Origin of the sequence: Duncaniella dubosii, assembly GCF_004803915.1 — a bacterium.
GTDB lineage: Bacteria > Bacteroidota > Bacteroidia > Bacteroidales > Muribaculaceae > Duncaniella > Duncaniella dubosii.
Genome location: NZ_CP039396.1, coordinates 779,284 through 801,246, shown reverse-complemented (window position 1 = coordinate 801,246; position 21,963 = coordinate 779,284). Strand labels below are relative to the sequence as shown.

General features: G+C 51.2%; 16 protein-coding genes and 2 pseudogenes. 1 reads left to right on the top strand and 17 read right to left on the bottom strand.

Annotated features, from left to right (window positions below; genetic code table 11):
- Positions 1-13: 13 nt before the first annotated feature.
- Both E7747_RS03490 and E7747_RS03485 read right to left on the bottom strand, forming a co-directional pair.
- Positions 14-1,243 carry an IS4 family transposase gene (locus E7747_RS03490; protein WP_136413786.1) on the bottom strand — a complete coding sequence of 410 codons (1,230 nt, stop codon included), beginning with the start codon at positions 1,241-1,243 and terminating at the stop codon, positions 14-16.
- Between the two features lie 228 nt (positions 1,244-1,471).
- Positions 1,472-1,642: a DUF362 domain-containing protein gene (locus E7747_RS03485; protein ID WP_107032135.1), complete on the bottom strand. Its 171-nt coding sequence runs from the start codon at positions 1,640-1,642 to the stop codon at positions 1,472-1,474.
- 154 nt (positions 1,643-1,796) lie between these two features.
- Between E7747_RS03485 and E7747_RS16470 the strand changes: the two genes are divergently transcribed.
- Complete coding sequence (locus E7747_RS16470) at positions 1,797-1,943, top strand: hypothetical protein (RefSeq protein ID WP_168185214.1); 147 nt, start codon at positions 1,797-1,799, stop codon at positions 1,941-1,943.
- 20 nt (positions 1,944-1,963) lie between these two features.
- Here the strand turns inward: E7747_RS16470 and E7747_RS03480 are convergent, their stop codons facing one another.
- The 15 genes and pseudogenes from E7747_RS03480 to E7747_RS03410 all read right to left on the bottom strand — a co-directional run bounded on the left by E7747_RS03480 (position 1,964) and on the right by E7747_RS03410 (position 21,733).
- Positions 1,964-2,899 (bottom strand): hypothetical protein, encoded by a 936-nt coding sequence (locus E7747_RS03480; RefSeq protein WP_123614040.1) that lies wholly within the window; start codon positions 2,897-2,899, stop codon positions 1,964-1,966.
- A 103-nt stretch (positions 2,900-3,002) separates the two neighbouring features.
- The gene (locus tag E7747_RS03475) at positions 3,003-3,494 is read right to left on the bottom strand and encodes a hypothetical protein (protein ID WP_123614041.1); all 492 of its coding nucleotides are present in this window, start codon (positions 3,492-3,494) and stop codon (positions 3,003-3,005) included.
- 32 nt (positions 3,495-3,526) lie between these two features.
- On the bottom strand, positions 3,527-5,359 hold the full coding sequence (locus E7747_RS03470; protein ID WP_136414134.1) for a RagB/SusD family nutrient uptake outer membrane protein: 1,833 nt from the start codon (positions 5,357-5,359) through the stop codon (positions 3,527-3,529).
- A 21-nt stretch (positions 5,360-5,380) separates the two neighbouring features.
- Entirely contained in the window at positions 5,381-8,752 is a 3,372-nt protein-coding gene (locus E7747_RS03465; protein ID WP_136414132.1) for a SusC/RagA family TonB-linked outer membrane protein, read from the bottom strand.
- A 512-nt stretch (positions 8,753-9,264) separates the two neighbouring features.
- Positions 9,265-9,936: an energy transducer TonB gene (locus E7747_RS03460; protein ID WP_168185213.1), complete on the bottom strand. Its 672-nt coding sequence runs from the start codon at positions 9,934-9,936 to the stop codon at positions 9,265-9,267.
- 11 nt (positions 9,937-9,947) lie between these two features.
- Positions 9,948-10,892, bottom strand: a complete 945-nt coding sequence (locus tag E7747_RS03455) for a double zinc ribbon domain-containing protein (RefSeq protein WP_168185212.1) — start codon at positions 10,890-10,892, stop codon at positions 9,948-9,950.
- A 144-nt stretch (positions 10,893-11,036) separates the two neighbouring features.
- Complete coding sequence (locus E7747_RS03450; RefSeq protein ID WP_228449237.1) at positions 11,037-11,477, bottom strand: zinc ribbon domain-containing protein; 441 nt, start codon at positions 11,475-11,477, stop codon at positions 11,037-11,039.
- Positions 11,478-11,511: 34 nt separating this feature from the next.
- The gene (locus E7747_RS03445) at positions 11,512-11,886 is read right to left on the bottom strand and encodes a hypothetical protein (protein WP_123614045.1); all 375 of its coding nucleotides are present in this window, start codon (positions 11,884-11,886) and stop codon (positions 11,512-11,514) included.
- Positions 11,887-11,993: 107 nt separating this feature from the next.
- Entirely contained in the window at positions 11,994-12,197 is a 204-nt protein-coding gene (locus E7747_RS03440) for a hypothetical protein (protein WP_123614046.1), read from the bottom strand.
- 693 nt (positions 12,198-12,890) lie between these two features.
- A pseudogene (locus E7747_RS03435) lies at positions 12,891-14,395 on the bottom strand (MFS transporter).
- 3 nt (positions 14,396-14,398) lie between these two features.
- Positions 14,399-15,814: a glucuronate isomerase gene (gene uxaC / locus E7747_RS03430; protein ID WP_123614048.1), complete on the bottom strand. Its 1,416-nt coding sequence runs from the start codon at positions 15,812-15,814 to the stop codon at positions 14,399-14,401.
- A gap of 131 nt (positions 15,815-15,945) precedes the next feature.
- Positions 15,946-17,457 (bottom strand): UxaA family hydrolase, encoded by a 1,512-nt coding sequence (locus tag E7747_RS03425; protein WP_136414126.1) that lies wholly within the window; start codon positions 17,455-17,457, stop codon positions 15,946-15,948.
- An 11-nt stretch (positions 17,458-17,468) separates the two neighbouring features.
- Positions 17,469-18,958, bottom strand: a pseudogene (locus tag E7747_RS03420) (tagaturonate reductase).
- A gap of 74 nt (positions 18,959-19,032) precedes the next feature.
- Positions 19,033-20,007: a pectinesterase family protein gene (locus E7747_RS03415; protein WP_168185211.1), complete on the bottom strand. Its 975-nt coding sequence runs from the start codon at positions 20,005-20,007 to the stop codon at positions 19,033-19,035.
- Between the two features lie 31 nt (positions 20,008-20,038).
- Complete coding sequence (locus tag E7747_RS03410) at positions 20,039-21,733, bottom strand: glycoside hydrolase family 43 protein (RefSeq protein WP_136414122.1); 1,695 nt, start codon at positions 21,731-21,733, stop codon at positions 20,039-20,041.
- Positions 21,734-21,963 lie beyond the last annotated feature (230 nt).

Here is a 21,963-nt window from a genome sequence, read left to right as displayed (position 1 = left end):
CTTACAAGCCCCCTCAGTCAAACAATGACGGTTCGGGAGGCGCTCCGGAGGCCTCGGAAAGGATGATTTCCCACTCTTTTTCCGGGTTGTTAAACAGGCTGTTGAAGTCAACGTAGTACATCAGGGTAATTCTGACCATTGTTGCCAGCCCGGAGAAGCTCCACTGGCGTTTCAGCCCCTTCTGCATAACCATCAGCAGTAGATTGGCGATTAGTGTGATCCAGATCTGGATCTTGATGGCATTGGCGCTCTCGCCATAGAAGTATTTAAGTGGAAAGTTTTGTTTCATCTGCTTGAACAGCAGCTCAATTTCCCATCTCTGTCGGTATATCGCGATGATTTCCTCCGGGTCGGACTCCATATCGTTGGTCAGCAGCGATATCAGTTTGCGCTTCTTGACATCCACATAAGTGATTATGCGTGATTTATGTCGAATGACCTCTCCGCCTTTAACCTGCTTTACAAACTCCACTTGCTGTATCCTGACCTCCATCAGTCCGTCAGGAGTCTGATACATAGTGTCCGACAATATGCTGTATTTCAGGTTCTTCTTCATCTTGGTGACGTATGTTACGCCACGCTCCGTCAGTTGTTGGAACTTCTCATAGTCGATGTATGCGCGGTCCATTGCCATTATGTCGCCTTTACTCAATGTTGTTGGCTTGAGCATGAATGAGTCGTTTGTAGCCGCTGATGTGAACTTTATATCCGACGGCACACCTTCGTTGGCATGTATGACGGTATGAACCTTGATTCCGCCTTTCTTTTTTCCGGTCTTTGGATGGCGTCCGACTCCCTTGAACAGCAGGTTGGAGAACAGAGTAATAGTCGTGGAGTCGATAATCTGCAGTCGTTTCATCCATTTTGGAGTCTTGCGGCTGTGGCTGTCCGAGGAAAGAACGTGGCGGTAAGTGGCATATAGATCACGATATATAGCCTCAAATATAGCTTCGGGGCGCCTCTTGTTGGCATCCGCAAGTGTGCTGCGCCCGATTTTGAAAGTAATACCTATATGAGACAGTTTACGCGTCTCGGCAAGCAAACTGGCTGTTATCTCACGCAATGAGTCGAATCGCATTATCACGGCATAGAGCATTACCACCAGATGAATCCAGCAGTTAAACCGTTTGGTATATCTCTCTCCTCCGTATTCGCGGCTAAACTGAAGAATTTTCGACTTGTCAAGCAGTTTTATTACCTGACCATAGAGCGGCTGTCCGCTAAAATGACTACTTTTGGGCATAGTTTAGAATATGTTTTGACCAACACAAACTAAACTAAAAGGACTGACTCCTGCAATAGGTGCCAGTCCTAATTTTGTTTTGCCTCAAAAAGTTTTATCGGACAGCAATAAATAATTATATTTGATAGGGCGGATGAAAAAAATGAAAAAAAGCTGCTTCCATGTTTTATAACATCCGGAAGCAGCTTTTGAATTCTTTTCGTTAAAAGAGTGAGTCTCTCTTGCTGATTATTCGCCGGGGATGATAGCCTCGCTGGGGCAAACTTCTGCGCAAGAACCGCACTCGATGCAAGTATCGGGATCGATGTGGTAGATATCGCCTTCAGAGATAGCGTCAACGGGGCAGACGGGCTGGCAAGTGCCACAAGCCACGCAAGAGTCTGTGATTACGTAAGCCATGATAGATTAATTTTGGTTGTTAGATAATTTATACGAATATTTTTCTGTTTCCACGGTTTTGCACCGCGCTTTGAAATTGTCTTGCAAAAGTAACTCTTTTCGCGGAAATTCCATCCACATTTTGCAAAAAAAATGCTTAAGGCGGTTTAAAAGAGTGAAAAAGAGAGCTGTGGGCAGTGGAGACGGCCGTCAGGCAATGGCGGCGGATGAAGCCATAGTCAGGTATGCTCCGGATTTCTGCCGGGCTAAAAAAGTTCAGAGAGGCGATGTCTCGCGACAATGCCCCTCTGATGCGAAATAGAATTGTGTATGAATTCTTTATTAGAAGTTTACAAACTTCTTGCCGTTCTGAATAAGAATACCCTTATATTCTTTGGTGACGCGCTGGCCCATCACGTTGTAGATAGGAGCGTTTTCGTCAACAGTCTGGTCGGTGATGATAGACTCGATGGCCGATGTGTCAGCGCCGGGGTAGTTCACTGCGAATTCAGCAGGAGCGTCTTCGCCTTCAGCGGGAATGCCGTAGAGTGTTACAGAGGGCTTTTCTGTAGTGAAGATAGCACCGCAGGTGATCATCTTTGAACCCTGAGCACCGAAGAGGTACTTGCATCCTGCGTAAACGGGGAACATCATGACGCCGAAACCGTTTTTCTTGATATCGGCAGCGTCAGCGCCGAAAGCGATCTTCTCAGGCCATCTTACAGAAGTACCGTCAACATACTTTTCGATGTCGGCTGCAGCGAGGTTGAGGTAACCCTCAGCGTCAGCGGGAAGAGTATAGACAATGGGCTGGCCGATTGATACGCCTTCGATTGCGAGAGTGTAAGACAGGCACAGCTCACCTTCTCCTGCAAGACCTTCGAATGCCCAGTAGTTCTTGTTTGAAGAGAACTTAGAGGGGATGGTCACATAACCGTCTTTTGCTGCTTCAAAGAGGAAAACAGCACCACCGGTGGCTGCAGTTGAGGTTGACCAGCCGGCGGGGTTAGTGCTGCCGCCGATACCTGAAGGCATTTTGCCGAGGTCAACGCCGTTGATTCTGATTGCGTTGTAGTTGTCCATCGCGATGCTCTGGGGACCCCAGTCATCGGTGTAAGCAACTTTGAATGTGCCGGCTTCACCCTGACCGAGCACGGTGCCGCCGTCAACGGTAGTTTTTTCAGGTACGATAGTTGAATCGAAGAAAATGGTTTCAACTTGTGCAGAAGCTCCGAAAGCTACTGCGAGAGAAGCGAGAAGTAGTAAATTTTTCTTCATCGTGGTAAGAAATTTAAAATTAAACAATACTGATTGGTTGGTTGTCTGTTTTATTCATCCGGAGACCGAGGGATCTCCGGATGAAATTTTTTATGTTTCGGAATTACTGTTTTGTGCCTGTGAAGGTGTAGTCGTAGGTGTAGGTCACACGTCCTTGGCGGATTGTCTTGGCAAAAGTCATTGTAGCTTCGCCTCCGAATGAGACAGTGCCGTTGAACGATGTTCCGAGGCCGTTTGTGGTCAGGACATTGTAGAATACGTATTGTGCTGACTGACCCACGATGTTGGCGCGGCTTTCGGTGCTTGCGAAGCTGGAAGTGTTGTTGAAATCCATAGCCGACGATTCACATCCGATTTTTACAACTGTAATGTAGGCTTCGTCGGTAGCGGTAAACGTAAGAGTGCCTTCGGCGGTGACAGGCTCTGCGGTGGAGTTGCGCTGGGTTTTGGTCCATGTTCCGACATAAGTTCCGGCTACTTCTTTCTCAGGGTTTCCGGGCTTGCCGTGGCCGGGTATTTCTGCCTCGTCCTTGCAGCTTGACAGGGCCATGACAAGAGCGGTCAGGATGAAGAGGCGATTAAGAATCTTATTCATGTTTGTATAAGTTGCTTGCGTTTAAAATTCGATTAATAACCGGGATTCTGATCCTCAAGTGTCATCGAGGTGTTGTTGTTGATTTCCGTTGCGGGGATGGGACGATACCACTTGGTTTCTCCCTTTGAGTTCTGCATGTCGGCTACGTTGTCGATAGCGCGGGCAAACTCGATGTTGTAGCGCACGAGCTGACGTGTGCGACGGAGGTCTTCCCAGCGTGTGCGCTCGGCATAAAGCTCGCGGGCACGTTCGTCGAGCACGAGGTCAAGGGGTGTCTCGGTGAAGCTGCTTGAGATAGAGTAGGGAGCTTCGTAGCTGCTGAATGAAGCGAGCGAGGGGAGACCGGCGCGGTTGCGGACAGCGTTGATCTTGGCGAGGGCCGCGGGCTGGTCATCGGCAAGGAGATAAGCCTCGGCTGCGATGAGATACATGTCGCTGACGTGGAACACCACGATGTCACGGTAGCAGTTTTTCTCAGTCACGTTTTCAGACTCGGGGTCGTCCCACTTCTTCACGCATGGCGAAGAGGCGAAGCCGGCCTTGATGAAGTCGGCGGTGCTCAGGGTTTTCTTGGCCTGAAGAGAGCCGTCCTCGTTGAAGTACCACTGTGTGATCTGATCTGCTCCCATGATGCAGGCGAAGGGCAGGTTGTTGCCATGAGTGCCGGTGGCAAACTTGACAGTCTGCGACTTGATGGCTTCGAGATCGGCGAGAGCCTCGGCCTCGGTGGTATAGGAAGGATAGAACTTGATGGAGATGGGTTTCTTTGCGAGTTCCGCAGCCGACAGGTTGTAGTAAGCGAGATAGCCGTCATCGCCCCAGCCGACAACACCGTCCTTAAGTTCGGGGTTGTAGTAGACTGTCATGAAAGTGCCTTCGTAGCGCTGGTCGCCACGTTCGAACAATTCCATCGCCTTGTAGGACAATGAGTTTGTGCCACCTGACTTTGTTCCCTTGTGGCCGGTCTGGACGCAGTTGCCGTAGTAGCCCATGTAGTCATACATCAGGCTATGGCCGCCGTTGGTCTTGTTGCCGGGATAACCCAGACGGTCATACTGGATTGAGAAGATTTCTTCGTCGTTACCTTCGTTCTTTGGCGACCATTTGTCTTCAAACGACATTGTGAGCTGCACTCCGCCGATGGCCTTTTCAGCCCAAGAGGCAGCTGTGCGGAACATTTCAGTGTTGTGTACCGTGTATGTTCCCTTCACTTCGTCAGTGAGGGTGGTTCCGAGATCCCATGCTGCCGCAAGGGCTGTCTTTGCGGCGAGGGCTGCCACAGCGCGCTTGCTTACACGTCCTGTGTGGTCGATTTCGGGGAGGCTTGCTTCATTGTAGCATGCTTCGAGGTCGGCGAGCATTCCTGCATAGATGTCGGCAAGCGCGGCGCGGGGATAGTCGCGGGTCGAGCTTTCGATGTAGGATGTCACATAGGGCACACCGCCGAAGTGCTGGGTCAGATAGTAGTAGCCCCAGTTGCGGAGGAATGTTGCCTCGGCCACGAGCTTGGGGTCGCTGGTGTAGGAAAGGACTCCGTTGGCATAGTTTATGGCCTTGTAGCAGTATTTGTAAAGGTTGGTGACAGTGCCGTTCTCGGGGTCGAAGTTGTAGAGGGAGAAAGTGCCGTCGTCAGCACCGCGGGCGTTGATATAGAGGTCGGCGCCCTGATCGGCGATATCGATCATGTTGACGATGTCGCGGTATGAATAGTATGCTGATGTGAGGAGGCTTTCGGCATTCTTTTTGAAGAATTCCTCACCGTTCTGGTTGGCGTTGCTCTTGTTTTCCGTATCGAGAAAGTCGCTACATCCCGAGAGGGTGAAAGCGGTGAGCATGGCCATTCCGATATATTTGTATGATTTCATTTTGGTGTTCAAACTGAGGGATTAGAATTTAATGCTTGCGCCAATCTGATAAGAGACAACGCTCGGACCTTGGTTCTTGAGAGCGGCTTTTGCCCATTCGGGGTCGTAGCCTTCATATTTTGTGAACACGAAGGGGTTGGTCACTGTGAAATAGAGACGGGCCTGATTGCAGCCGATGTGCTTGAGCAGCTGGGGAGCGAAGGTGTAGCCGACGGTGATGTTTTTCACTTTGAGGAATGATGCGTCGGTCACCTGACGGGCGGCCTGGAAGTAGGTGAGGGTTGTTCCGATACCGTCAGATTCGCCACAGTTGGGTGTGGGCCACTTGCCGTAGTGGGTCTCGGTCTGGTAGACGGGGTTGATGTATGTACCGTCGGCGCGCATACCGTCGCAGTCGATGAGTGTACCGGCAGGGATGTAGTAGTCAAACATCATCTTGCCGCGTCCACGGTCATGGTAGTCATAGTAGTCGCCGCCGAGGAATGGAGATGCCACCTTGCCGCCGACGCTTGCATAGAGGTTGAACGAGAAGTCGATCATGCCGCCCTTCTTGGGAAGGTTGTAGGTCATGTTTGACGAAAGGCTGGCGGTGAAGTCGGGCTGGCTGTCGAAGATGACCTTGTCATTTTCGTCGATTATACCGTTGCCGTCCTTGTCGCGGATGATGGGCTGGCCTTCGGTCAGACCGTAGCAGGTATAGTAGTAGTCGCAAGAGCGGACAGTCTGGCCGGGGGTGAAGCCTTTGGCGCGGGCGATTTCATGGTCGGGGACAACCATGTTGAGGTCGCTGACGATGCCTGTCCAGTCCCATGTGTAGACGTTGTCATACGGGAAGCCGATCCAGAGCCACTTGGAAACGTCGCTTGATGACGCGAAGTTGCCTGTACCGTTGATTTCGTTGACACGGTTGCGGTTGAGCGAGAAGTTGAGGGTGGTGGTCCACTCGAATGTGCGGTTGGTGATGTTGACGGTGTTGAGTGAAAGTTCGAAACCGCGGTTGCGCACCTTACCGATGTTGGTGTTCATTGTCCCGCCTCCTGATTCAAGGGGAAGTTCGACGGGATAGAGGAGGTGTTCGGAATTCTTGTTGTAGAAGTCGATCGTACCGTTGATACGGCTGTTGAGGAAGCCGAAGTCGATACCGAAGTCCCATTCTGTAGAGGTCTCCCACTTGAGGTTCTTGTCGACGATGCCCGAGGGATAGAAACCCTGATAGTAGTCCGGGCCGAAGGGATAGTAGTACGGACCGTTGACACCGACCATGAAGTCGAAGTTGCCGATACCGTCGTTGTTACCGGTCTTACCGTAGCTGGCGCGGAGTTTGATGTTGTCAATCCAGCTTACATCGCGGAGGAATTCTTCCTGGCTGATACGCCAAGCGAGCGCTCCTGAGGGGAATGAGCCCCAGCGGTGCCCGTCGGCGAATTTCGACGAACCGTCCCAGCGGATTGTGGCGGTGGCGAAGTATTTGCCGTCGTAGTTGTAGTTTGCACGGAGCGCATATGACATCATGCTGTATTCGGTATATCCTGAGCCAGAGCTTGAGTTGACAGTGCCTGACCCCATATTCCACCAGTCGGTGTTCTCATTCACACCGTTGGCCACATAGGTGTAGGTCTCCGAAGTGCTCTTTTCCATAGAGAAGAGCCCCATGAAGTTGACGTTGTGAACCTTGTTGAAGGTGCGGTTGAAATTGATTGTGTTGTCCCAGACATAGGCGAAGCCGTTCTTGTTGATTACCTTTGCCTCGCTCGACGACGGTTCGCCGCCGGCGTAGGTCATGCCGGTCTCGGGATCGATGTAGCCGGTGAATGTGCCTTCACGTGAGCTGCTGTAGGAGGGTGAGAATGTCGTCTTGACATTGAGACCCTTCATGAGATTGAGCTGCAGGTAGACATTACCGAGTGCGCGGTAGAGACGCTTCTCGTGAGTCTGGTTCTTCATCGAGTAGAGGGGGTTGACGAAGTCTGTGAACTGGTGGTCGTCAGTTCCGAGAGCGCCTTTCGCACCGGGATAGCGGTTGAGGTGGCCTTCAGAGTCGTAGGGCTGCATGAAGGTGTTGACACGGTAGGCGTTTGAGATTGCGCCGTCGTCGGCATATGATGTGTCGATGCGTGCGAGGTTGAAGGTGAAGCCGGCTTCGATCACTTTGTTGATGCGTGCGTCGACCGAACCCTTGAAGGTGTAGGTCTTGGAATCGTCACCGCGATAGAGACCTTCCTGTCCGTTGTAGCCGATGCCGAAGTGGTAGTTCGCACTGTCACTGCTGCCGCCGATGGCAAGATAGTGGTTCTGCTGGCTGCCGTCGCGGGTGACGAGTGAAGGCCAGTCGACGGTCTCGCCGTTTGCGATCATTTCCTTCAGACGGAAAGGTGACTCATAGTCGTTTTTCACGGTCTGGAGAAGAGCCTGTCCGAGCTCGACCTGAGTCTTCGGGCCATAGGTCGTCTGCGGTCCGAAGGGTGTCACGTTGTTCATGAATTTGGCGAGACGGTAGTTGTAGTATTCCTCGCCGTCCATGAAGTCGGGCATACGTGTGGCGTGGTTGATGCCGTAGTAGCCGTCATATGTGATGGATGTCTTGACGTTGCGGTTGACGTTGAGTCCGCCTCGGGTTGTGACCATCACGACACCGGCTGTGGCGCGCGAACCGTAGATGGCTGTCGACGAAGCATCCTTGAGGATGTCCATGCGCTCGATGTCCTGCGGGTTGAGGAAGTCGATGTTGTCACACATCACTCCGTCGACTACGAAGAGGGGAGTGGTGCCTGAGTTGATTGACGACTTACCGCGGATCTGGATGTCGAAGTTGCCGTTGGCACGGCCTGTGTTCTGCACGATGTTCACACCGGGGCTTGCACCCTGAAGAGCCGAGAGAGCGGTAGGTGCGCCCTTTGCGTTAAGTGCTTTTGTGTCTACGGAAGAAACCGAACCTGTGAGGTCGTTTTTCTTAACCGTACCGTAGCCAATCACCACCACGTCGTCGAGGACTTCGGTATCGGGCTGCATTGTGATGTCGATTGTGGTCTGGTTGCCGACCTTTACACTCTGGCTTTTGTAACCGATGTAGGAGAAGTTGAGGACTGCGCCTGCGGGGACGGTGAGAGTGTAGCGTCCGTCGAAGTCAGTCGCGATGCCTGTTGTTGTCCCTTCCTGGATTACTGACACACCGATCATCGGCTCGCCGCTTTCGTCAACGACTACACCTGAGACAGTGTGCTTGTTGCTATTTGCTTGAGGGGCAGCTAAATATCCCCCCCTATTGCTGTCGGCAGCATGGGCTGTCATGCCTGTTCCGCCCATGAGGGCGAATGCAAGCACTCCGCACGCCAACTTTCTGTCGACATTGTTTGATCCGAGTACGGATGATAGAGATTTTGGTCTCTGTTTCATGATAGTTACTAAATGGGTATTATGATGAGTATTGTTTGTTCAGGCTGATTTAACGGTGTGAGCGGTTAAGCACTGATTTCCAAGGTTCCGGTTGAGTTGCTGATTGAATATGATCTGCTGCGAATTTCATGTATCGGTTGGCAAATTTAGTATAAAAATACTTTCTGACAAAATATTTAACATAAAATCTATTCATTAACATTTCAATGCGTTACGTTGATTTTGCATCTCAAGGCATCCCCTTTAGGGTTGGCTTGGAGGATTGAATAGTGTAGGTTGTACAATAAAAACAAAACCCTATGCCGATGGCTTAAATAGCCGATAACATAGGGAGTTATGAAGATTGATTAATCGGTGTCCGACTAATTCGTGCAAGAGGGGTTATTGTGTTTTATGACCTCTTGATTTACACATGCTGATTTAGGTCAGGGTATCGAATTTTAATAACCAAAATTTTTAGATTTTGAACAGCCCTTTTAGAACCCGATTGAGATGCTCTGTTTCATGAATGATTACATAGATGACAGGCGAAATGTGATTGGAATGGTATATGTGACATCAACAGGGATACCCTTGATTTTTCCGGGAATGAAGTCAGGAAGAGTCTTTACAACACGAAGTGCTTCCTTGTCAAGGTCTTGGTCTTTTCCTCGGATGATTCTGAAATCTTCGGGTTTTCCGGTCTTTGTCACTGTGAAACCAACAATAACACGGCCTTGGATATTATTTTCTTGCGCCATAAGTGGATATTTCAAGTGTTCGCTTATCCAGCGCATCATCGCAGCTTCGCCTCCGGGAAACTGGGGGGCAACTTCGGCGGAGGGATACACCTTACTTTGATCGACGAGCGGCATGATGGTTTCATCTTCGGTCTCTTCTGAGACTATCTGGAGTTCTGAGGTCTTAATCAAGTCCTGTATATCTTCCGGTATTGTCTCGCTTTCTCGATTGGCTTCTTCCTGCAATTCTTCCAGTGTTGCACATCCGGGATCATAATCGTCGTAATTGGTTTCTTCGACGGCGCCAATCCTGTTTCCTGTAAAGCTGATTTGGATATTGCCTCTACGGTCAATGCTGATGTCTTGAATCATACCCTCGTATTCTACAGGCTGGTCATAGATAAGCATTGGTTCTTCTGTGTCCGGATTAAAAGAGTAGATTGCCATGCGGCGCTCGTGTGTCATATCGTTTTCTATTATGAAGGCGAATTCCGGATATTTATCACACATGTTTTCAGATCGGGCCATGCGACATTGTTTGGCATTTTGCCTTTTTCGTTGGCGTAGTGAATCTGCCAGTAGGGGGCGCCGGTTTCGAGTGAATGTTTGTTGATATAGTCTAACACGGCGAGGCGCGAGCGGTTCTGATCCACGATCTCACGTATGTTTGCCGTGTCCCAAGCCCGGTTAAGACGTGTGAACGATGAATCGGGGAGGATGTAGCGCCAGCCGACATAACCGTGTTCGCCTTCGACTTCCACCTCGGCCCAGTCGCCTTCACGACCGAGCAGTTTGAGTTCGGTTCCGTAGGAAAGACGGTTAATCAGATTATTGTCAGTGATGGCAGATGGTGATGAACGGAAAAAAAGATTTTCGGCAACTACAATGTGTTTGTCGCCGTCGTCATCAGCGTCTGATGAACGGTTGGTAAAGAACCATATAAGAGCACCTAAAACAGCCAATGCGATGACAGATCCTCCTATAATATAATAGTATTTCTTTTGCTTATCCTGCTCAGTCGTGCTATCGGAAATGGTATCGAAGGAGTCCTGCGACTGGACGTCAGTCGCAGAGACTTCGGAGATTCCGGTCTCATCTACGTACTGGATTCCAGATGTCTGTGAGGATATTGGAGCTGAAATGGGGCATCCGCATTGAGGACAAACCTGTGCGGAATCAGACACCTCCGCACCGCATTCATCGCAATGCCGGTGTTGTGTGGCAGATATGGGACAGCCACAAACGGGGCAGGATGTGGAATCTGAAGGAATTATTGTTCCACATTCACTGCACACGGCAGACTGTTCCTCTTCTATTTCTTCTGTCCGGCGGCTGATATTGCCGCATTTAGGACAGAAACATTCATTTTTGTCCGCTTCATGCTCGAACACATGCTGACATGAGTTACATTTGAATTTCATTTTAATGCGCAGTTGTTTGTCGGGATAAAATAGTAAGTATCTGTGCATTTTGGAAATATCCGTAATCATCGGTGGGGCTTACAGATGTCACACGATAATCAGAAATATAAAAATGCACAAATACTTACAGCTCATACTATAAGTTTAAATAAAAGATGAAAGGGATGCGATAGACCCGATTACAAATATCAAAACAATCAGCCATATGAATGAGATAATGAAACCGGCGATAGCAGTGCCACGCGGACTTTTGAACAAACCGATGAAACTGAAAAGAACACCGAGAAACCATACAATCCATCCGAGTACAGGTATCCATCCGAGGAAGACTCCGAGAATGGAGAAAACGAGTCCGGTAGTGCCTATACCGTTGGACTGCTTGGTGGGAACATTAACGTAAACTGCCTGTTGAGTCGCATTTGTGTGCTGCTGGAATGGTTGCTGGGCAGTCTGAGGCTGAATTTGAGGTTGTATCTGTGGTTGTATCTGCGGTTGTACCGGTGACAGGGCTGCACTGCAATGAACGCACGTAGAGGCTTTGTCTGAAACCTGCTTTCCACAATTGGAACAATAGATAAGGGCCATAATGTAAAAGATTTAGTGTTAATAAATTAAATGATTAGTCTATGTGGGTGTGTAATTTGGAAACGTATAGCACAATGCCGTTATAATCAATTTTATAAAAGTCCTCCGTTTCTCCTTTATATGGGAACCGTTCTCCTTTTTGGGGATGCCAGTTAGTTCCGTCAATCCGCTTGTATGTCTCAGCATTAGGATGTGGAGCATACCGCAGCCGCAGGTTTGTTCCGTCAATTACAACTTGTCGGGGAGTTTCTGCGACTGATTCCGAGGCTGAGATTTTCTCCTTGAAAAAGTCGGTTGCGGAATGAAATAAACCGAAACCAACCAGCATAATCGCGACAATACCACCGATAAACCAGTATAAAGCCTTGCTCCTTGGAGGAAGAGACAATTCCTGCTCTTCAATCTCCATAGGAGATGCCGTTTGCGTAATGGATACAGGAGGTAGAGGTGAGATCGGTAGCGGGGCGGCAGGTGTCACGGGGCATCCGCATTGTGGACAAACATGTACGGAATCTGTCATCTCAGCACCACATTCATGGCAATGCCGGATTTTAGTGGAAGATACTGGGCATCCGCAAATTGGACAGGTTGCGGAGCATGAGGGGATTTCTGTTCCACATTCGTTGCAGAAAGCACCTTGTCCCTCTTCTTTTTCTTCTGTATGACGGGTGCTTGTATTGCCGCATTTAGGGCAGAAACATTCATTTTTGTCCGCTTCATGCCAGAACATGTGTTGGCATGAGTTACATTTGAATTTCATTTTTTACGCAGATATTAAGTCATTTGGATATGCGCATATTTACGGTCACATCCAGACATGTATGATAAAAATTGAATTTAAACCCGATTGAATCTGACTGACATCACTCTGCTATATGAGTGAAATGCACTTGCACTTGTACTTACTGCGTATACTGTAAAACGTTCTCATGTGTAAATAAGGCTGCCATCGTGTCCCCTCTGTATGACAATAATCGTATTAAGGTTAAGAAATACAAAAAGCGCAGGGACTTCGTGCTGTTTATCTTAATAGAGGCATCGCCAAACGCCTTAGTCGAAATAAACAGTCCACCCTCACGCCATGCCGATATATCGACCTTGCCCCTTGCCGGGGGTGGATATAGGCAAGCATGAGCGTTTTGTGACTGCTAATCCTTCGACTATAAAAATTTGGCGATTTTCTATTAAAGGATAAAGCAAAAAACGCTTTTGTTATGAATATGTAAAAACAACCGAACTCTATCAGTTGTGGTCGCAAAGATAATTAAAATTTATATCAGTCGCAATTAGATTTCTATGGAATTTAATGAGAATGTACAAAATGAACAAAAAGGCAATGCCGAAATCCTTGGATTTCGGCATTGCCTTTTTAGGGTAAATCGTAATATGTTATTTACAATTATTTAAATTGGCTTATACTTCGATTTTTTTGTAGCGGGGAACGAGGAGCTTCATGATTGCCCAGCCTACGAGATAAGCGACACCGCAGATGCAGAATACGATGAAGTATCCGGCGGGTTTGCCTTCATAGCTCATGAATGACATGTTGGTCTGTGCGGCATAGTCAAAGAGGATACCGCTGCCGTAGTTGATGAGGAATGATCCGAGACCACCGGCCATACCGCCGATACCGATGATGGTGGCGATGGTCGATTTGGGGAACATGTCGCCCACGACAGAGTAGATGTTGGCGCTCCATGACTGGTGAGCCGCACCGGCTATACGATGATGATGATGGGAAGCCAAGGCGATGCGGAGCTGAGGGGCTGTGCAAGAAGTGCGAGGAGGGGGAACACTGCGAAGATAAGCATTGCGCGCATGCGAGCGGCGTAGGGGTCGATGTTGACTCCACGGCGCGCGGCGCGGTCAATGAATATGGTCGGGAGCTTGCCGCCGTAGATCGAGAGCATGGTGATGAGGTAGAGCACGAAGATCATGACCATGCCTTCGCCCGATGAAGTCGAGAGCTTGAACACGTCGGTGATATAGGCGGGTGTCCAGAAGAGGAAGAACCACCACACACCGTCGGTCATGAACTTGCCGACAAACACGGCCCATGTCTGGGGGTATTTGAAACACTTCCAGAAGGGGATTGTGGCTGTCTCGCTGTCCTCGACTTCGGCTTTCTGCTTTGCGCTTTCGTCGGCAGTCTCGTTGTCCTGCTCGATGTAGGCAAGCTCGGCAGCGTTGACGTGGGGATTTTCAGCGGGTTTCTTGTAGAGGACTACCCAGAATCCCATCCAGACGAAGCCGAGAGCACCGATGATTATGAAGGCCATTTCCCATCCGTTGCCCCAGCCGATGCTCTGGAAGAATTTGGCGAGCGGGCCGATGGTGAAGGGTGCGATGAGGGCGCCGACAGCCGATCCTGCATTGAAGATGGATGTGGCGTAGGCACGGTCACGCTTGGGGAAGTATTCGGCAGTCACCTTGATGGCTGCGGGGAAGTTTCCGGCCTCACCGAGAGCGAGGATGGTGCGGGCGGCGAGGAAGAAGTAGACAGATACGGTAGCAATTGTCATTGCAACGTCGCCGGTGGCTTTGACGAGTCCGGCAGCGTCGTGGATGCCGAGCGTGGCTTCAGTAGCCACACCGCAGACCGCATGGAGACATGCGCCGGCCGACCATACGCCGATTGCCCAGAGGTAGCCTTTCTTGGTGCCCATCCAGTCGATGAAGCGGCCGGCAAGAAGGTTGGCCACGGCATAGACGATGGAGAAGACGGCTGTGATCAGACCATAGTTGGCGTCGGTCCAGTGGAACTCGGGAGAAATGAACTCTTTCCAAGTGAGCGAAAGCACCTGACGGTCCATGTAGTTGACTGTGGTCGCGAGGAAAAGCAGCGCGCAGATGGTCCAGCGGAAGTTGGTCATCTTTTTGTTTGCTGCTGCAAGGGGGGAGGTTGCTGCTGATGCCATAGATTAGAATTTGAAATAGTTCTTGGCGTTGTTGTAGCAGATATCCTCGATCATCTGGTTTACTCGGTTTTCTTCGTAGCCTGTGTAGGGGATGAGACCGTTTTCAACGTCGTTTCCGACGAGGTTGCAGAGAGTGCGGCGGAAATATTCGTGGCGGGGGTATGAGAGGAACGAGCGCGAGTCGGTGAGCATGCCGACGAAGCGGCTGAGCAGACCGAGGAGTGAGAGGGCGTTCATCTGCTTCTCCATACCGTCTTTCTGGTCAAGGAACCACCAGCCTGAACCGAATTGGATCTTTCCGGCCACAGTGCCGTCCTGGAAGTTGCCGAGCATGGTTGCGATAACTTCGTTGGCACAGGGGTTGAGGTTGTAGAGGATGGTCTTTGTGAGCTTGCCACGGGTGTTGAGTGTGTCGAGGAATTTGGCACATGCCTTGGCAGTGGTGAATTCGCCGATCGAGTCGAAACCGGTGTCAGGGCCGAGGAGCTTGAACATCTTGGTGTTGTTGTTGCGGATAGCTCCGTAGTGGAACTGCTGTGTCCAGCCTGATTCGTAGTCCATTTCGCCGAAGATGACGAGCATGGCGCTCTTGAACTTGAGGATTTCTTCCTTGGTGAGCTCTTTGCCGCCGTAAACCTTGTCGAAGATTGCTTCGATTTCGGCATCGGTGTAGTCTTCGGCATAGAATTCCTCGATGCCGTGGTCAGAGAGACGGCAGCCCATTTCCTCGAAGAAGTCGTGGCGCTTCTGGAGAGCGTCGATCATGTCGTTGAACTTGTTGATTTCAACGCCTGAAACTTCAGCGAGCTTCTCGACGTATGCGCGGAATTCGGCGGGTACTTCAACGGCCATAGCCTTGTCGGGACGCCATGTTGGGAGCATCTTGATTTCAAATCCGCTTTCGCGCACCTGCTTGTGGTATTCGAGCGAGTCGACGGGATCGTCGGTGGTGCAGACAGTCTCCACGTTGTAGCGGCGCATGAGTCCGCGTGCGGTCATCGAGGGATCGTTGAGGAGCTTGTCGTTACATTCATCAAAGATTTCACGGGCGGTCTCGGGGTTGAGAAGCTTGTCGATGCCGAAAGCTGTCTTGAGTTCGAGGTGAGTCCAGTGGTAGAGGGGGTTACGGAAGGTGTAGGGAACGGTTTCGGCCCACTTCTGGAATTTTTCCCAGTCAGAGGTGTCAGTTCCGGTGCAGAAGCGTTCGTCTACGCCGTTTGAGCGCATTGCACGCCACTTGTAGTGGTCGCCGCCGAGCCAGATTTCGGTGATTGATTTGAAGCGGTGGTCATCGGCAACCATCTTGGGGATGAGGTGGCAGTGGTAGTCGATGATGGGCATTTTAGCTGCGTGTTCGTGATATAACTTCTGTGCGGTTTCGGTCTGCAGCAGGAAGTTTTCGTCCATGAAAGGTTTCATGCGTGGATGTTTTTGGTTTTAAGAGGTTAGAAGTGGGAGGTTGAGAGAAAAATGTGATTATGGTGGTTACCGCTCTCATGGCGCTTCGGGGAAGCGCCGGGGAGGCTGTAACCACCGTAGGGGGAATGGAATCAGAGTGTGACTCCGTTTTTGAAAATCGAGATTTCGTGGATGCCGCTCTTTTCGGAATTAACCTGTTCGCCTGAAGCTACTTTGAGCACGTAGGCCACGAAGTCGGCGAGGACATCAGCCATTGTGCTGTCCTCAGCGAGACGTCCGGCGTTGAAGTCGATCCATGTCGGCTTGCGGGCGGCAAGTCCGGAGTTGGTCGAAACCTTCATCGTGGGGACGAAAGTGCCGAATGGAGTTCCACGGCCTGTTGTGAAGAGCACCATCTGGCAGCCTGCTGCAGCGAGCGCGGTCGAAGCCACGAGGTCGTTGCCGGGGGCGGAGAGGAGGTTGAGTCCGTGGTTGTGGATGCGTTCGCCGTATTCCATCACACCGAATACAGGGCTCTTGCCCGACTTCTGGGTGCAGCCGAGGGCTTTTTCTTCAAGAGTGGAGATACCTCCCGCCTTGTTGCCGGGCGAGGGGTTTTCGCCGACGGGCTCTCCGTGGCTGAGGAAGTATTCCTTGAAGTTGTTGATGAGCGAGACGGTTTCGCCGAGAAGCTTGTCGTCGGCGCAGCGGCGCATGAGGATTGTCTCGGCGCCGAACATTTCGGGCACTTCGGTGAGCACGGTAGTTCCACCCTGCTGTTCGCAGAGCCAGTCGGAGAATTCTCCGAGGAGCGGGTTGGCGGTTATGCCCGAGAATCCGTCAGAGCCGCCACACTTGAGGCCGATGCGGAGTTTTGACGCGGGCTGCTGTGTGCGCTCGAAGGTGCGGGCCTGCTCGTAGAGGCTGCGGAGGATTTCGAGGCCGGCTTCAACTTCGTCGCCCTCGACTTCCTGACACACCATGAATTTGACACGGTTGCGGTCATAGTCGCCACAGAATTCCTCAAAGACCTTAGGCTGGTTGTTTTCGCAGCCGAGACCGATGACGAGGATTCCGCCCGCATTGGGGTGGAGCACCATGTCGCGGAGAATCTTTTTGGTGTTCTCGTGGTCGTCGCCGAGCTGTGAACAGCCGTAGTTGTGTGGGAAAGCGAAGATGCCGTCCACGCCTTCAGCCTTAGTCTCGGCGTTGAGACGGTCGACAATCTGCTTTGCGATGCCGTTGACACAGCCTACGGTGGGGATTACCCAGATTTCGTTGCGGATGCCGACCTGACCGTCGGGACGCTCGTAGCCCATGAATGTGGCTTCCGCTCCCTTGAGGGCAGCGCCGGGGGCTTCGGGCGACGGGTTGTCGATAGAGATGTCTGAATAGTCGAGCTGACCTTCAAGATTTGTCTTGATGTCGTTGTGGTCAAGGAACGCGCCCTTTTTCACTGCGTGGCGTGCATGGCCGATAGGGAAACCGTATTTGATCACGTTTTCACCCTCGGCGATTTTGCAAAGGGCGAACTTGTGGCCGGCAGGAATGTCGGCCACAAGTGTTATGTCGTCACCGTCGACGTTGACAGTCGTGCCTGCCGAGAGCGGGCTGATTGCGACTGCGACGTTGTCGGCGAGATTGATTTTAAGAAAGTCCTTCATCCGGGCTGAGATTAAGCTTCAACTACTTCTTTGACAGTTTCGAGCATACCCTTTTCCTGAATGGAGTTGAGGTATTCGGTGACGAGGTCGGTGAGACCGGGGATGTTGTTGAGATCGCCGTGTTCTTCGCCCCAGATGAGATCCTTGGCAGCGAGTACGCCTTCAGCCACCTTGCGGGTGTCGCCTGTAGCCCAGAGTTCGGTGAGGAGATCCATGATCTTCTGGTCGTCCTTCGGAACGATTTCAGTGCCGTCTTCACGCTTGCCGCCCTTGTAGTAGGTGATGAGGGCTGCGAGGCCGAGCACGAGACCTTTGGGAAGTTCGCCCTTGCGTTCGAGATAAGTCTTGAGGCCGGGGAGGTCGCGGGTCTGGTATTTCGGGAATGAGTTGAGCATGATTGAAGTCACCTGATGGTCGACGTAGGGGTTATTGAAGCGCTCAAGCACGTCAGCGCCGAACTTCTGAAGCTCTTCCATCGGGAGGTTGAGGGTCTGCATGAGTTCGTCGAACTGCACCTTGTTGATATATTTGCCGATGACGGGGTGGTTGCAGGCATCGCGCACGATGTTCACGCCGCTGAGGAATGCGACAGGTGAAAGGACGGTGTGAGGACCGTTGAGAAGGGTGACCTTACGTTCGTGGTAAGGAGCTTCAGAGTCAGTGATGAGAACCTGAAGGCCTGCCTTTTCAGCGGGGAATTCGGCGCGGAGCTGCTCGATCGAGATGTTTGACGCGCGTTCGATGACCCAGAGGTGGAATGCTTCGCCCTGAACGACGAGGTTGTCTCTGTAGCCGAGTTTTTCCTGAATTTCGTTGATGTCCTTGCGGGGAAGCCCGGAACGATGCGGTCAACGAGTGTGGCGCATACGTAGCAGCTTTCGCTGAACCAGCTCTTGAATGCCTCGTAGTCAGAGCCGAGTTCCTCTTTCCAGAGGTCGATGTATTTGAAGATGATTTCCTTGAGGTGATGGCCGTTTTCGAAGATAAGCTCGCAGGGCATGATGATGAAGCCCTTGTCGGCTGCACCGTTGAAAGTCTTGAATCGACGGTAGAGAAGCTGTGTGAGCTTGCCGGGATAAGAAGCTGCGGGGCGGTCAGACAGCTTGCATTCGGGGTCGAATGCGATACCTGCTTCGGTTGTGTTTGAGATAACGAAGCGCATTTCGGGCTGATCGGCGAGCGCGAGGAAGGCATCGAACTGAGTGAACGGGCTGAGTGCGCGGCTGATCACATCGATGCGGGTGAGTGAGTTTACCACCTCACCGTCAAGACGGCCCTGAAGATTTACGTGATAGAGGCAGTCCTGTCCCTCAAGCAGCTGGGTGACGAATGCGTCGGGTGTACCCTGAACTACTACAACCGATGAGTTGAAGTCGGTCTTGTCGTTCATGTTCTTGATGATCCAGTCAACAAATGCGCGGAGGAAGTTGCCTTCGCCGAATTGGATGATTCTTTCGGGGGCCACTGCTTTGGGAGCGGTGAGTTTGTTTAGAGCTTTCATGATTAATAAGTATTGTGATTTGATTAGTTGTTGTCAGATTAAGAAGAAAGGAGAGAATTGATGTCATTGTTTTGTCATTTTGTTGGATTCCAGCCGGAGGTTACAGAGAATACTTCTGTAAGACTGCGGTAGGCGGCTGCGTCAGCATCGGTGATATTCATCGCCCAGCCGACACGTCCTGACTGCGCTGCGCCAGGGCCGTGTGAGCCATATTCGCCGTAGCGGGCTGTGCGTTCGTTGTCGGCGTTGTTCCAGTTGTGCCAGCCTTCGGGACGGATGTGCGAGCCCATCTCGCAGTTGATGAACACCGTGTGGGCGTAGGGTCGCCACGGACGGCCGAGGTAGACTTTCTTCACATTGTCGGCAGCGCGGAGCTTGCAGCTGTCGAATATGTAGCCGAATCTGACATCGCCGGGAGTCGAGGCGGCTGTGATATAGGAATCACGCTTGCTGAAAATGTCGCAGTTCTTGAAATAGGCTGTCGCCGGACCGAAGATGAAGTCGGTTGTCCCTTCGATGTAGCAGTCGGCAAAATAGAGGCGCGCGTTTTTGCCTCCGGTGAAAATCGTGTCCTGATTTCCAAGGAAACGGCAGTTGACAAAACGTATCTTGTCGCCTTCGGTGTGGAGAGCAACGGCCTGTCCGAGCTGTGGGGCGTTGTTTTCGATTGTCAGGTTTTTGAAAAGCACGTCGTTGGCATCGACTCTCACGGTATAGGTGCGGAATGTGCCCATCTTGTCGATGTTTGCGTGATGGTCGAAGGTTATGACGGTCTTTTCCGGGTCTTCACCGATGAAGCTTACATTTTTAAGCCAAGAGGGAATGATTATTTTTTCTTTATATGTGCCGTTGGCGATGTGGACGGTAACCGTATAGTCCATATAGGCACGGATTCCTTCGAGGGCTTCGGTGATTGTTGTGTAGTCGCCCGAACCGTCTTGGTTGACATAGATATCATGCTTGTATTCGGCAGCGGAGACCTTGAGTCCCATTGCTGCCGGAAGAAGCATGATAAGAAGTGTTATGAGCTTTATTTTCATTGCGTTCATTTTGTGTGACCGGGCTGTGTGCCGGTCTGTTTTATTTGGTTATACGGAACCAGTCGACATCGAGCCAGCCGCTGTCATTGCTTTCCCAGTTGCGGACGCAGAACAGACCGACCTTTGAGCCGATCCAGTGGCCGCTTGTAAGGCTGATGGGCTGTCCGAAGGTTGTGAATTTCTTGCCGTCGAAGCTGTACGAGAAGATTGCCTCTCCCTTGTAGTCGTCTTTCGATGTCGGGTTCTTGACACCTGTCCGTTTGATCTGGACACGGAGATACATTTCCTTGTCGCCTCCGTCGAGTTTCACGGCTTCGATTTCATTCTCCTTAGTGCCCTTGTTGGCACTTTTCGCACCGACTTCGGTGAGATAGATACCGTCGGCACGGCTTTCGAGGGCGAGCGCGCCGTAGTTATATCCCATCACAGCTATACCTGCGCGTTCGCCGGCCTCGACTTTTCCGTTGCGCTTGCGCGGACAGAACTGTACTTTGGCTGTTGCGGTGAAGTTTTCACCGGGGAATTTCTGAAGAAGGAGGTTGGCAGCGTCATAGAGGCGAGGGCTGTCGCTTGTCTTGTGTGAGAACAGACGGAGTTTCGACGTGTTGGCTTCGCAGAAATACCAGAGGGCGCTGGGATTTCCTTTCCACTGCCACTGTAGACCTAATGTAGTGCCGTCAAATTCGTCGTTTTCGACAGGATTGACCGCGGGATATGTCTTTCCGACATTCGGTTTGCGATATTTCATGACGGGTTCGCCGCGTCCGTCGCCGTCAGGGTCGACGCCGATCACAGGCCAGCCGTCTTCGCGCCATTCCATTGGCTGGAGGTGGACTACACGTCCCCAAGGGCCTTTGTCTTGGAAGTGGATAAACCAGTGTTCCTTGCCGTCGGGAGTGTCGATCCATGCGCCCTGATGAGGTCCGTTGACGCTTGATTTGCCCTGATCCATCACGTTGCGCACCTCGTAAGGTCCCCAAGGACTTTTTGATCTCAGAACTTCCTGCCATCCTGTTGCGACACCGCCTGCGGGCGAGAAGATGTAGTACCAGTCTCCGACTTTATACATTTTCGCACCTTCGATGGTCTCGTTTTCGATGTGGCCGTCATAGATGACGCGGTCCTGACCGATTGTCGAAGTTCCGTCGGGAGTCATTTCAATCATTCCGAGGATGCTCTTGACTCCGGCGCGGCTGCCTGCATATCCGTGGGCTATGTATGCCTTGCCGTCCTCATCCCAGAAGGGGCATGTGTCGATGATGCCCTTAGCCTTGTGGACATGGACGAGCGGTTCCCACGGCCCTGCCGGATTCTTGGTCTTTGTCATGAAGATGCCGAGGTCGGGATCGCCGTAATAGATGTAGAATTCTCCATTGTGATAGCGGATTGCGGGCGCCCAGACATGGTTGCCGTGGCTGGGGTCGGGTGCGGCCTGTGCATATTCCGGCATCTCGGCTATGGCATGGCCGATGATTGTCCAGTTGACAAGGTCCTTTGAGTGCAGGATGGGCAGACCGGGTATGTCGCAGAAGCTTGATGCGGTCATGTAGTAGTCATCGCCGACACGGACCACGTCCGGATCGGAGTAGTCGGCATCGATAATCGGGTTTTTGTACTGGCCGTTGCCGAGGTCTGGCGACCATATCTGAGAAGTGTAGGACTTTCCATCGGCAAATGCTCCCAGAGAGGCCGCAGCCGCTATGGTAAGGAATGTGATACGTTTACTTAGATTCATGAGGTGTAAAAAAATAACTATAACCTGTGTGGACGGCATTGTTTCCGCTCTCTTTGCGGATATTACTAAATGATAGTAAATTAGCCGTTTAAGGTAAGTTTTTGAAAGTTATAGATTTAAGTGCGCAAATTTTCTTCCAAAGTTAATGATTTTCTGTCGAAATTCAACAAACTTTTAAAATAATTAACGCTTAGTCTGAAATGTATGCTAAAAATATGCTAATTAAATTA